12 protein-coding genes and 1 tRNA gene are annotated in these 11889 nt (G+C 72.0%); 4 read left to right on the top strand and 9 right to left on the bottom strand.

Annotated features, from left to right (window positions below):
• Window positions 1-65 precede the first annotated feature (65 nt).
• Window positions 66-141 (bottom strand) — tRNA-Thr (locus tag ACQP00_RS02835).
• An 86-nt stretch (window positions 142-227) separates the two neighbouring features.
• Between ACQP00_RS02835 and ACQP00_RS02830 the strand changes: the two genes are divergently transcribed.
• Window positions 228-2048 carry a metallophosphoesterase family protein gene (locus tag ACQP00_RS02830; RefSeq protein ID WP_433223658.1) on the top strand — a complete coding sequence of 607 codons (1821 nt, stop codon included), beginning with the start codon at window positions 228-230 and terminating at the stop codon, window positions 2046-2048.
• The gene (locus ACQP00_RS02825; RefSeq protein ID WP_433213853.1) at window positions 2045-2665 is read left to right on the top strand and encodes a LysE family translocator; all 621 of its coding nucleotides are present in this window, start codon (window positions 2045-2047) and stop codon (window positions 2663-2665) included. The genes ACQP00_RS02830 and ACQP00_RS02825 overlap by 4 nt, the downstream gene beginning before the upstream one ends.
• On the opposite strand, the gene ACQP00_RS02820 is transcribed toward ACQP00_RS02825, so the two are convergent.
• The 8 genes from ACQP00_RS02820 to ACQP00_RS02785 all read right to left on the bottom strand — a co-directional run bounded on the left by ACQP00_RS02820 (window position 2662) and on the right by ACQP00_RS02785 (window position 8412).
• A complete protein-coding gene (locus ACQP00_RS02820; RefSeq protein ID WP_433223656.1) occupies window positions 2662-3315 on the bottom strand; it encodes a WXG100 family type VII secretion target in 654 nt (217 codons plus the stop codon). The genes ACQP00_RS02825 and ACQP00_RS02820 overlap by 4 nt on opposite strands.
• Complete coding sequence (locus ACQP00_RS02815; RefSeq protein ID WP_433213850.1) at window positions 3315-3596, bottom strand: hypothetical protein; 282 nt, start codon at window positions 3594-3596, stop codon at window positions 3315-3317. Before ACQP00_RS02815 ends, ACQP00_RS02820 begins: the two co-directional genes overlap by 1 nt.
• A 582-nt stretch (window positions 3597-4178) precedes the next feature.
• Window positions 4179-4499, bottom strand: a complete 321-nt coding sequence (locus tag ACQP00_RS02810) for a YbaB/EbfC family nucleoid-associated protein (protein ID WP_433213848.1) — start codon at window positions 4497-4499, stop codon at window positions 4179-4181.
• Between the two features lie 85 nt (window positions 4500-4584).
• Entirely contained in the window at window positions 4585-5721 is a 1137-nt protein-coding gene (locus ACQP00_RS02805) for an NADH-quinone oxidoreductase subunit D (protein WP_433213845.1), read from the bottom strand.
• Between the two features lie 22 nt (window positions 5722-5743).
• On the bottom strand, window positions 5744-6043 hold the full coding sequence (locus ACQP00_RS02800) for a type II toxin-antitoxin system PemK/MazF family toxin (protein WP_433055690.1): 300 nt from the start codon (window positions 6041-6043) through the stop codon (window positions 5744-5746).
• The gene (locus tag ACQP00_RS02795; protein ID WP_433213843.1) at window positions 6021-6278 is read right to left on the bottom strand and encodes a DUF6364 family protein; all 258 of its coding nucleotides are present in this window, start codon (window positions 6276-6278) and stop codon (window positions 6021-6023) included. Before ACQP00_RS02795 ends, ACQP00_RS02800 begins: the two co-directional genes overlap by 23 nt.
• A 32-nt stretch (window positions 6279-6310) precedes the next feature.
• Window positions 6311-7216 (bottom strand): SAM-dependent methyltransferase, encoded by a 906-nt coding sequence (locus ACQP00_RS02790; RefSeq protein ID WP_433223654.1) that lies wholly within the window; start codon window positions 7214-7216, stop codon window positions 6311-6313.
• A 17-nt stretch (window positions 7217-7233) separates the two neighbouring features.
• Window positions 7234-8412: an amino acid deaminase/aldolase gene (locus ACQP00_RS02785; RefSeq protein ID WP_433213841.1), complete on the bottom strand. Its 1179-nt coding sequence runs from the start codon at window positions 8410-8412 to the stop codon at window positions 7234-7236.
• Between the two features lie 99 nt (window positions 8413-8511).
• Here ACQP00_RS02785 and tmk point away from each other — a divergent pair, with 99 nt between their 5' ends.
• Window positions 8512-10689 carry a dTMP kinase gene (gene tmk, locus ACQP00_RS02780; RefSeq protein ID WP_433223652.1) on the top strand — a complete coding sequence of 726 codons (2178 nt, stop codon included), beginning with the start codon at window positions 8512-8514 and terminating at the stop codon, window positions 10687-10689.
• The gene (locus ACQP00_RS02775; protein ID WP_433213838.1) at window positions 10686-11885 is read left to right on the top strand and encodes a DNA polymerase III subunit delta'; all 1200 of its coding nucleotides are present in this window, start codon (window positions 10686-10688) and stop codon (window positions 11883-11885) included. Before tmk ends, ACQP00_RS02775 begins: the two co-directional genes overlap by 4 nt.
• Window positions 11886-11889: the final 4 nt, after the last annotated feature.

Genomic DNA, 11889 nt, shown 5'->3' with positions numbered 1-11889 from the left:
ACGAAGCTGAGACGACGATGGCCCGGGAGAACCTCCCGGGCCATCGTCGTGGCTGGTCAAGCCGGTGGAGCCGCCTAACGGAATCGAACCGTTGACCTATTCATTACGAGTGAATCGCTCTGCCGACTGAGCTAAGGCGGCAACGGTTCCCAAGTGTACGGCACGCCCCCGGGCGTCGCGCGAGGGGTTTCCCCCTTGGTCGTTAGCCGGGTAACGTCCCGCGCGTGATGCCCGACGATATGCCGCCCGCGCCTGGTGAGCTGAGCGCCGACCCGGGCGAACCGCTGCTGCCGCTGCCCCAGGAGGACGACGAGGCCCTGCCCGCGCCGCCCGGCGGGCGGCCGACCGCGCTGGACCCGGAGCAGATGGGGTTCACCCCGCGGCGGGGGGTGCCGTGGCTGAGCCCGGTGCTGCTGAGTGGGACGGCGGTGCGGGTGGTGCTGGCCGACCTGTTCGGGGCGTACCTCGACAAGCGCGAGCTGCAGGACGCGCTCTCCCCGCGCATCCTCCGGGAGGGGCCCGGTTTCGCCGGCGAGCTCACCGACGACACGGAATGGCCGGACGACGGCGAGCTGTGGCTGGACTACGCGGCCGACACCGGCGACGGGTTCAACGCCACCTACTCGGTGGCCTACCTGCTGGCCCAGCCGAGCCTGAGCGTCGACGGCCACGAGCTGCCGCGGGGTGAGGTGCTGGTCCTCGGCGGCGATCAGGTCTATCCGACGGCGAGCGGGCAGCAGTACGAGGACCGCTTCAAGGGCCCGTTCCGCGCGGCGCTGCCCGAGGCGCCGGCCGAGGGTCCGCAGCCGAGGATGTACGCGGTGCCGGGCAACCACGACTGGTACGACGGACTCACCGCCTTTCTGCGGCTCTTCGTCCGCAGCGACGAGGGCTCGGTCGGCGGGTGGCGGACCCGGCAGTCGCGCTCCTACTTCGCGATCCAGCTGCCCAACCGCTGGTGGATTCTGGGGCTGGACGTGCAGGCGGGCGCCTACATCGACGACCCGCAGCTGCGGTACTTCCGCGCGGTCGCGGCCCGCCTGGGCCCCGGCGACAAGGTCATCATCTGCCCGCCGTCGCCGAGCTGGGTGGAGGCGACGGACGACCGCAAGGCGTACGACAGCCTCGACTACTTCATCCGCACGATCATCGACCCCACGGGCGCCGAGGTGCGCGCGATGATCTCCGGCGACCTGCACCACTACGCCCGCTACTCCCGCCCCGGCCGCGAGCTGATCACCTCGGGCGGCGGCGGTGCGTACCTCTACCCGACCCACGAGCTGCCGGACAAGATCGCGGTGCCGCCGGTCCGCTCGCTGGTCCGCAACGCCTCGCCGTCGCGCTCCTACCAGCTCAAGCAGACGTTCCCGACCAAGGCCCAGTCGCGCGGGCTCGCGTTGGGCGTCTTTTGGCGCGTACCGTGGCGAAATCCTGTGTTCCTGGGTCTTCTCGGCCTGTTGCAGCTGCTCACCATGCTGTCGTTCGTCAACGCGGCCGACCGCGTGGTGTCGGGCGTCGAGCAGCGCCTGGTCACCGTGCCGGCCGTGCTCATGGTGATCATCGACCTCCTGGGCACGTGCATGCTCGCGATGCCCCGCTCGGCCGGCCAGCGAAGGCCGCGGCACTGGCTGCTGGGCCTGCTGCACGGCCTGGCGTTCGTCGGCCTGGCCACGCTGGGCACCTGGGCGTGGCTCAACCTGCCGTTCGTCGACCTCGCCTGGCCGTTCCCGCTGTTGATTTCCATCGTCTTGTACCTCCCGCTGTCCGCCGTCGCCGCCGGCGAACTGTTCGCGCTGTACCTGCTCATCGCGGCCAAGTTCGACGTGAACCTCAACGAGCTGTTCGCCGGCCAGGGCATCACGGGCTACAAAGGCTTCCTGCGCCTGCATTTCCAGCGCGACGGATCGCTCACCATCTACCCGCTCGGCGTCCGGCGCACGGGCCGGCACTGGCACGCCAATCCGGACGCCCCGCTCGACGCGCCGTGGTTCGAGCCCGGCCGCCCGATGGACGTCCACCTGATCGACGACCCGATCGTGATCCGATGAGCTCGTACCTGCAGTTCCTGATCTTCGCCGCGATCCTCGTCCTCATCCCCGGCGCCGACTTCACGATCGTCGTCAAGAACACCCTGATGGGCGGCCGGCTCCGGGGCGCATGGGCCTCGGTCGGCGTGAGCGCGTCGAACGTCCTGCAGGGCGCGGCCGCCGTGGCCGGCCTGGGCGCCGTCATCGTCCGCGTCGAGCCGCTGTTCCTGGCCGTGAAGTGGGCCGGCATCGGGTACCTGCTCTACCTGGCCTTCGACTCGTTCCGCTCCTGCTACCAAGGCGCGTACCCGGCCCAGCTCTCGGCGGCGCCCGACTCCCGCGCCGCGTTGACCGGCTTCCGCCAGGGCTTCCTGTCGAACATCACGAACCCGAAGGTCCTGGTCTTCTACCTGGCCGTCCTTCCCCAGTTCCTCGGCCCGGCCTCGCCACCGCTCACCCTCCTGGCGTACGCCCTGAGCCACGCCCTCCTCTCGCTGCTCTACCTACAACTCATCGTGGCCCTGCTGAACCGGGCCCGCCGCTTCTTCGCCAACCGCCGCGTCCGCCGCACCCTGGACGCCGCGACGGGCGGCATCCTGCTCGCGTTCAGCACCCGCCTGGCTCTTGAGCACGCCTAAAGTTCGACGCGCGTGACGCCAGGGATAACCGCCCCCTCTTGTACCGCGAGCAGCTGCCACTCCAACCGCCCGACCCGCGGTTCCCAGCGCCGCCGGAGGTCCTCGGCCGCGTCCAGCCCTTCGGCCGCGGTCCGCAGCACCCGCTCGGCGATCTTCCCAGCCGCTTGTACGGCCGGCACCCCACCGGAGGTCACGACGACGACGGCCTCGGCAGAGGAGATGACCCGGGCAACGGCCTCGGCCACCTCGTGCCGGAACCCCGCAGCCCAGGCCGCCACCCCGTCCGCATACCCGGCAGTGGCATCGAGCCGTTCGACCATGCTCTCGAGGTGTTGGTTGAGCCCGTTCCAGGCGACCCGGAACGCCTCGGCTCCCGCGCCTTCCCAGACGGTGTCACCGACATCGGCCCCGAGCCTCGCGGCCTGCCCTCGGAACTGATCCCGCAACACCCTGACCTCTACGGCGGCGGCGCGAAGGGCATCGACATCAAGCTTGAGCGCGTACTCCAGCACCTCGGCCGGCAGCGCCCCGACCCGCCGCACCAGCTCGACGGCGGCGGGCGGCACTCCCCCGCCGGAGAGTAAGGTTCCGACCCTTCGCAGGAGATCGTCCCCGGGCTCGGCGAGCCGTTCGAGCGCATCGGTGACCATCACGGCCGCCCTTCTTCGGCCCCGCGATACCCGGCGGCCGCCTTCCGCACCGCATCGGCCATCTCCGCCAGGCGCCCGCCATGGGCCACGGCTTCGCTCCCCCGCTCGGCGAGTGCGATGGCGAGCAGCCGATACAGGTCACGGCCGGCCTGCCCGAGCGCCCCATCGGAGTCCGCCCCGAACACCCGCGCGCCCGGATCGACGACGTTCATGGTGGTGCCCGCACCGGCGAGCTCATCGGCGACCGCATCGAGCCGCCGCGCTAGTTCCTCGAGCCGCATCTCAGTCCCCCGCCACCGCCGTTTGAGCCGTCACACACGCCGAATCGCCGCGGCCACGCACCAAGCCGCACCGATCAGACACGACGCGCCGGGCAGACACGACCCGCCGGGCAGACCGGACCCGCAGCACGGTGAGCCGGCCGCACCGAAGTCGCGGCCCGATCGACCGAACCGGCGTGGCCCGCATCGCCGCCAGTCGGCCCCGCAACCCGGCGAGTCGGCGCGGCCGATGCCACAGCGCGGCGGGTCCAGGCACCCCACTCGACAGCACGACGGATCGCTCCAGCTCGACCCGCAGTGCGGTGGTCCGGTCCAGCTCGACCGTCAGCGCGTTGGGTTGGCCCGACCCGACTGGTGGCGTGGTGCAGCGATGCGGCCCAACCCGCAGTCCGGCAGCCCAGCCCGACTCAACCCGCGACGAGGTAGAACGGTCCGGCTCGATCTGTGGCGCGATCCGTCGATCCGGCTCGGCCCGTGGCGCGCTGGAACGGTTCGGCTCACCCCGTGACCAACCCGGCGATGCGGTGAACCGGTGCGACTCGACCCGTGGTGCGGTGGGTCGGTGCTGTGCAGCGCCGGTCGTCATTGCAGTTCGCGGTAATCGCCGAAGGTCTCGGCCTGAAGCTTCTTCCGCGCCCAAGCCGCAGCATCCCCGGCAGCAGTCACCGCCTCCCGGAGCGCCCGCGACACGGACTCGTTCGTCCTGTTCTGCAGCGGCCCGTTGATGTGCACGTCGCGGATCGTCCCGTCCGCGGCGACCAGAACTTCGACCAGCCCGTCGGCCGAGCGTACGGTCACCTCGACGGTCTGAACCGCCTTGTCGAACTTGGCCTGCAGGGCCTCGATTCGGCGGTAGCGCTCGACCGCCTCCTCGATCCAAGTCTCGTCGATCTCCCGCCCCATCCGACCTCCCCGCACCGACCGTACGGCACCCCTCCGCGCCCAAGGAAGACCGAACCCCGCCCTGTGGATAACTCCGGAGCGGAAGCTACTTGTCGATGTCGCCGACGACGAAGAACATCGATCCCAGGATGGCGATGAGGTCGGGGACCAGGGTGCCGGGGAGCAGGGTGGAGAGGGCCTGGACGTTGGCGTAGGAGGCGGTCCGCAGCTTCAGGCGCCATGGCGTCTTCTCGCCGCGGGAGACCAGGTAGTAGCCGTTGATGCCGAGGGGGTTCTCGGTCCACGCGTACGTGTGGCCCTCCGGCGCCTTGACCACCTTCGGCAGGCGGACGTTGACCGGGCCGGTGAGCTGGTCGACGCGGTCCAGGCACTGCTGGGCCAGGTCGAGCGAGACGTACACCTGGTCCAGGAGCACCTCGAAGCGCGCGTGGCAGTCGCCGGCCGTGCGGGTCACCACGGGCACCTGGAGCTCGCCGTAGGCAAGGTAGGGCTCGTCGCGGCGCAGGTCGAGGTCGAGGCCGGAGGCGCGGGCGACCGGGCCGGACGCGCCGAACGCGGCGGCCTGGGCGGCGGTGAGGACGCCGACGCCGACCGTTCGGGCGCGGAAGATCTCGTTGTTGCGGATCAGCTTGTCGAGGTCGGGCATGCGCCTGCGCACCTGGTCGATCGCGGTGCGGGCGCGCCCCGTCCAGCCGGCCGGCACTTCTTCTTTCAAGCCACCGACGCGGTTGTACATGTAGTGCATCCGCCCGCCGCTCGCCTCTTCGAGCACCGCCTGGATGGTCTCGCGCTCGCGGAACGCGTAGAAGACGGGCGTGATGGCGCCGATCTCCAGCGGGTACGAGCCGAGGAACATGAGGTGATTGAGCACCCGGTTGAGTTCGGCCAGCGCGGTGCGCAGCCACACCGCCCGCTCGGGGACCTCGATGCCCATCAGACGCTCGACGGCCAGCACCACGCCGAGCTCGTTGCAGAAGGCCGACAACCAGTCGTGCCGGTTCGCCAGCATGATGATCTGGCGGTAGTCGCGCACCTCGAAGAGCTTCTCGGCGCCGCGGTGCATGTACCCGATGATCGGCTCGGCGCTGAGCACCCGCTCGCCGTCGAGCACCAGCCGCAGGCGCAGCACGCCGTGGGTCGACGGGTGCTGCGGGCCGATGTTGAGCACCATGTCGGCGGTGTCGAGGCCGGCACCCGTGCCGACCGTCACCTCGGACGTCATGTCGTCACTCTAGAGGTACACCTCAGAGATCCTGCAGGATGCGCAGCGCGCGCGAGACGTTGTGCATGGTGCTGGTGTCGGCGACCGCGACCCGCTCCACGAACCACCGTTTCAGCGGCGAGGACAGCCGGTCGGGCATGACGACGAGCTCGTCGAGCTCCACCGCGAGCGGCGAGTCCCGCAGCTCCTCGGCGTCCGTCACCTCCGCCACGATCACCACCGGGACGTCGGTGCTGTTGAACACGTCGGAGCTGACGATCAGACCGTACCGCTCCCGGGCACCCTTGATGAGCCACACTTCACCGCGACGCACGGCGTCCACGGTATAGCTCGGCGTGGACGAGCGCGATCTCCTCCTCGTCGGCGAGTGCGGACGCGTCGAGATCGATCTTGGCGCGGCGGACCGCCTCGGCGTGGGCCGTGAAGATCTCCCGCAGGGCGCGCTCCTGGGTGGCGCGGTCGATCCACGCGCTGAGCGACACCCCGTCGCGCTCGGCCCAGTGGCGGGCGTCGGCGATGGTCTGGTCGGAAAAGGAGAGAGTCACCTTCGTCGTCATGCCTTCGAGTGTACCGCTGGTATGACCGCGAGTCATACCCAGCGCATGACCCAATAGTGACCCCCGAGGCCCGACGGGTCGGTGAGCTCCGCCGCCGCCGAGGCGCGGGCAAGTGCGCGCACATATCCGGCCGGATCGGTGCTCGCCAGGGCCAGCGGCGGGCGGGCGCCGTCGACTCCCAGCAGCCGCAGCGCCTCCCGCTGGGTCATGACCGGGTCGCCGAGCGAGTCCAGCGCCACATGGGCGGTCAGGTCGCGGTTGCCGTCGGCGAGCGGTTCGACCTGGCGCCCGTCGCGGTACCCGGTCAGCGTGCCGAACGGCGGCCGGTCGGCGGCGAAGTGGCCGTAGTCGACGGCCAGCGCGAGGCCGCGCTCGACCGTGGCCGCCGCGGCCGCCCAGGCCTCGTCGCGCGCGCGGCCGATCTCGGCGCGGGCCCCGGGCGGCGCGCCGTCCAGCGGCCACCAGCGGTCCAGCCAGGCGGCGTCGCCCGGGTGCAAGGGCTCGTCGGTGGGGGTGAGGAGGCTCGTGAGGTACCAAATCCGGCTCTGAAAATCGACCTCGACGATCTCCAGCGGGACGTTGTCGAGCCACTCGGTCGCCATCAGCAGGCCGACCGTGCGCGGAGGCGGGCTCGCGGACCACTCGATCGTGGGCGGCAGATCACCCGGCCGGGGCGCCCGCTCCACCCCGGTCGCGCGGACGCGGCGGCGAATCCCTTCCGGCAGCGCGGCCAGGATGCCGACCAGCAGCTCACCGCGGCCGGCGCCGACGTCGACGAGGTCGAGGCGCTCCGGTTGCTCCAGGGCCTCGTCGAGGCGGCCGAGCAGGGTGGCGATCGCACCGGCGAACAAGGGCGAGGCGTGGACGCTGGTCCGGAAGTGGTCCGCCGGCCTCTGGTGCACGAAGAAGCCCGCCGGGCCGTAGAGGGCGGCCTCCATCGCCTCGCGCCAGCGCGTCACAGGAAGGCGTGGCCCTCGCCGCGATACGTGGGGACGACGTCCACGATCCGGTCGCCCTGCACCAGGTGTACCTCGTTCACGTGCTCACACAGCTCGCCGGCCTTGGAGTGGCGGAAGTACACGCGTTCGCCGACGCGCAGGCCGGACGCGCCCGGGCCGACCAGCGGGGTCTGCACCTCGCCGGCGCCCTCGGTGCCGATCAGCTTGAGGCCCTCCGGCAGCCAGGGCAGCGGCTGGCGGGTCGGGGAGGTCTCGCCCGAGGCGATCCAGCCGCCGCCGAGCACGGTCGCGGTGTGCGCGTCGGGGCGGCGGACCACGGACATGGCGAAGAGGGCGGCGGGTTGGGGGCGCCAGGTGCGGTACCCGTCGAAAAGCCAAGGTCCGAAGAGCCCGGAACCGGCGGCGACCTCGGTCACCGAGGGGTCGGCGGCCGTCGCGGCGACGCTGCCGGTCCCGCCGCCGTTGACGAACTCCAGGTCGGCGTGGCGGCGCACCTCGGCGACGACGGCGGCCCGGCGGGCCAGCAGCTCCGGCATCGAGCGGGCCTGGATCGCCCGGATGAGCGCGCCGCGGACCGGGCGCCCGGGCGGGGCGTCACCGAGGCCGGCGATCTGGGCCTCGTACGACATCAGCCCGACCAGCCGGAATCCCGGCCTCTTGGCGATGGCGGCGGCCAGCTCGCCGGCCTGCTTGACGCTGTGGATCGGCGAGCGGCGGACGCCGATGTGGACCTTGGACAGCGGGCGCCACGAGGCGTCGAGGTCGATGCAGACCCTTTTCAGCAGGTCGCTCTGCGGCACCAGGTCGAGCTGCCCGACGCTGTCGACCATGATGGTGATCTTGGCGGCCAGCTGCTCGTCGGTGGCCAGGCGGCGCAGGGCGGCGCGGTCGGCGGTGGGGTACGCGACCAGGATGTCGTCCGCCGTGCCCTGCTCGGCCAGCCAGATGGCCTCCGGAAGGGTGAACGCCATGATGCCGTGCCAGCCCGGCTGCGCCAGGGTCCGCTCGATCAGGGCGCGGACGCGGATCGACTTGCTCGGCGCGCGCAGCGGCTTGCCGGCCGCCCTTGCGACCAAGGCTTTACTGTTCGCGTCGAAGGCGTCCAGGTCGACGATCGCGAACGGCGGATCGAGATCGGCGGTGGCCCGGTCGTAGCGGGCCCTGAGATCGGACACGCCTCAAGGTAACCGGTGCGATTCGAATATGAAAGAACCTCGCATCCGCTGGCGCGCCGCGAGAATTGTCAGGGGTGGGCTGTAGCGTGAGGGCCGGAGATTTTAGGGGGTGTCGTCATCGCCAGCAGCGATCTCTCCGGATTCGGGGAACTTCAGGCCGTCCTGCGCATCCGGCCCTTCCGCCGGTTGTGGGCGGTGCTCGGGCTGTCCTCCCTCGGTGACTGGCTCGGCCTGCTCGCCGCCTCGACGTTCGCCGCCGCGCAGGTGTCCAACGAGGCCGCCCAGGGCGTGGCGTTCGGCTCGGTCATCGCGGTGCGGCTGCTGCCCGCGCTGATCCTCGGGCCGGTGGCGGGAGTCTTCGCCGACCGCTTCGACCGGCGCTACACGATGGTCGTCTGCGACCTGCTGCGCTTCCTGTTCTTCGCCTCCATCCCGGCCGCGGCGCTGATCACGCACGATGCCGCGCTGGTCATCACCTGGACCGCGATCGCCACGTTCGTGATCGAGACGGTCGCGATGATCTGGACGCCGGCCAAGGAGGCGGCGGTGCCCAACCTGCTGCCCCGCGCGCGGCTGGAGACGGCCAACCAGCTGACCCTGGCCACGACCTACGGTGTCACCCCGGTCGCCGCCGCCCTCGTCCTCATCGGCCTGCAGCAGCTGGTGACCGCGGTCTTCGGCCGGGACGCGCCCGCCGGCGTGCAGCCGAGCAACGTGGCGCTGTGGTTCAACGCGCTGACGTTCCTGGCCACCGCGGCGACCGTGTTCTTCGGCATCCGGGAGATCAGCGGCCGGCGTACGGCCGGGGTCGAGCACAAGCCCGGCATGCTCCGCGAGTTCACCCAGGGCTGGGCCTTCGTCAGCAAGACCCCGCTGGTGCGCGGCCTGGTGCTGGGCATCTTCGGCGCCTTCGCCGGCGGCGGCGTGGTGGTCGGCACGGCCAAGTTCTACGCGGTCTCGCTGGGCGCCGGCACGGCCGCGTTCGCCCTGCTCTTCGCGGTGCTCTTCCTCGGCCTGGGGGTCGGCATCGCGGCCGGGCCGAAGCTCGTCGGCGCGCTGTCCCGGCGCCGCTGGTTCGGCCTGTCGATCATCCTGGCGGCCGGCTCGGTGCTCATCCTGGCCCTGGCCACCCACCTCGCCATCGCCGTCGGCGGCGCGCTGCTGGTCGGCGTCGGGGCGGGCATGGCGTTCCTGTCCGGCACCACGCTGCTGGGCGGCGAGGTGGCCGACGACATGCGCGGCCGGGCCTTCGCCTTCGTGCAGATGGGCACCCGCGTGGTGCTCATGCTGACGATCTCGCTCTCCAGCGTCATCGTCGGCCTCGGCGGCACCCGCACCATCAACCTGGGCTTCTACGAGTTCGACGTCTCCAGCACCCGGCCGCTGCTCGCGATCGCCGGCGTGCTGGGCGTCTTCGCCGGCCTGTTCGCCCTGCGGCAGATGGACGACAAGCGGGGCGTACCGATCCTGGCCGACCTGCTCGGCTCGATCCGCGGCCGCCCGCTCAGCGCGGCCGACCCGCGGGCCGCCCACGGCCTGTTCATCGTGTTCGAGGGCGGCGAGGGCGCGGGCAAGTCGACCCAGGTCAACCGGCTCGCCGAGGCCCTGCGCGCGATCGGCCGCGAGGTCGTGACGACCCACGAGCCGGGCGCCACCCCGGTCGGCTCGCAGATCCGCCGCCTGGTGCTCGACAAGCCGTCCGACGGCGGCGACGTGGTGACGCCCCGGGCCGAGGCCCTGCTCTACGCGGCCGACCGCGCCCACCACGTGGCCTCGGTGGTCCGCCCGGCCCTCACCCGCGGCGCGGTGGTCATCAGCGACCGCTACGTCGACTCCTCGCTGGCCTACCAGGGCGCCGGCCGCACCCTGCCGGTCGACGAGGTGTCCTGGCTGTCGAAGTGGGCCACCGGCGGCCTGAAGCCCGACCTCGTGGTCCTGCTCGACCTCGACCCGACGGTCGGCCTGGCCCGGGCCGGCAAGCGCGGCGAGACCGACCGCCTGGAGGCCGAGTCGCTGGCCTTCCACGAGCGGGTCCGCTACGCATTCCTCGACCTGGCCTCCGCGGACCCCAGCCGCTACCTGGTCCTGGACGCCACCAACGGCATCGACGCCCTGGCCGAGGGCATCCTGCAGCGGGTGCGGCACCTGATCCCGGAGGACGAGTCCTCGATCGAGACGGTGCTGCACGACGCGGCCGAGGTGGCCACCACCCTCACCGGCGACGCCGACGCCGATGCCGATGCCGATGCCCCCTCCGGCAAGGGCTCGCGGGTATGACGCCGCCGATCTTCGACGAGCTGGTCGGCCAGCCGGACGCGGTGGCGACGCTGTCGCGGGCCGTGCAGGCGGCGGACGCGATCGTGCGCGGCGAGTCGCCGGACGTGGCCGGGCAGCAGGCGATGACGCACGCGTGGCTGTTCACCGGACCGCCGGGCTCGGGGCGGTCGGTGGCCGCGCGTACGTTCGCGGCCGCGCTGCAGTGCCCCAACGGCGGCTGCGGCACGTGCCAGGCCTGCCACACGGCGCTGACCGGCACACACGCCGACGTGCGGTTCGTGGTGCCGGAGGGCCTGTCGATCGCCGTCGGCGAGATGCGGGCCCTCGTGCTGCGAGCCGCCAGCTCGCCGACCCAGGGCCGCTGGCAGGTGCTGCTGGTCGAGGACGCCGACCGGCTGACCGAGGCGGCCGGCAACGCGCTGCTCAAGGCCGTCGAGGAGCCCCCACCGCGGACCGTGTTCCTGCTGTGCACCCCGAGCACCCACCCCGACGACATCTCGGTGACGATCCGCTCGCGATGCCGCGTAGTACCGCTCCGCCAGCCCCCCGCCGACGCCATCGCCGACGTCCTGCACCGCCGCGACGGCATCGACGCCGAAACCGCCGCCTGGGCCGCCGCGGCCGCCCAGGGCCACGTGGGCCGCGCACGCCGGCTGGCCCGCGACCCACAGGCCCGCAGCCGGCGCGATGCCGTGCTGGCCGTACCCCGCCGGCTGACCGGGATCGGAGCCGCCTTCGACGCGGCCAGCTCGCTGATCGAGGCGGCGGAAGCGGAAGCGGCAGCCTCGGTGGCCGAGCTCGACGCCAAGGAGCGCTCGGCGCTGGAAACCGCCCTGGGCGCGGGTGGCACGGGCAAGGGCGCCGCGGGCGCGGCCCGCGGCTCGGCCGGCCAGCTGAAGGACCTGGAGCGCCGGCAGAAGTCCCGCGCGACCCGGGCCCAGCGGGATTCACTGGATCGCGCGCTGGTCGACCTGGCCGGTTTTTATCGCGACGTGATCGCGCACTCCTTCAAGGCCGACGTGGCGCCGGTGCATGGGGACATCGACGAGCTGGCCAACACTGCCGCGGAGAAGTGGGCCCCGGAGAGCACGTTGCGCCGCTTGGAGGCGGTGTTGGAGTGCCGGGTCGCCATCGAGGCCAACGTCAAGCCGAAGATCGCCGTAGAGGCCATGATGCTGACCCTCTGGCGCGGCTGAGGGC

The sequence above is a fragment of the Dactylosporangium sp. CS-047395 genome, from assembly GCF_050942185.1.
GTDB lineage: Bacteria > Actinomycetota > Actinomycetes > Mycobacteriales > Micromonosporaceae > Dactylosporangium.
The sequence above is the reverse complement of the archived record's forward strand: the minus strand, read 5'-3'. Positions and strand labels throughout refer to the sequence as shown.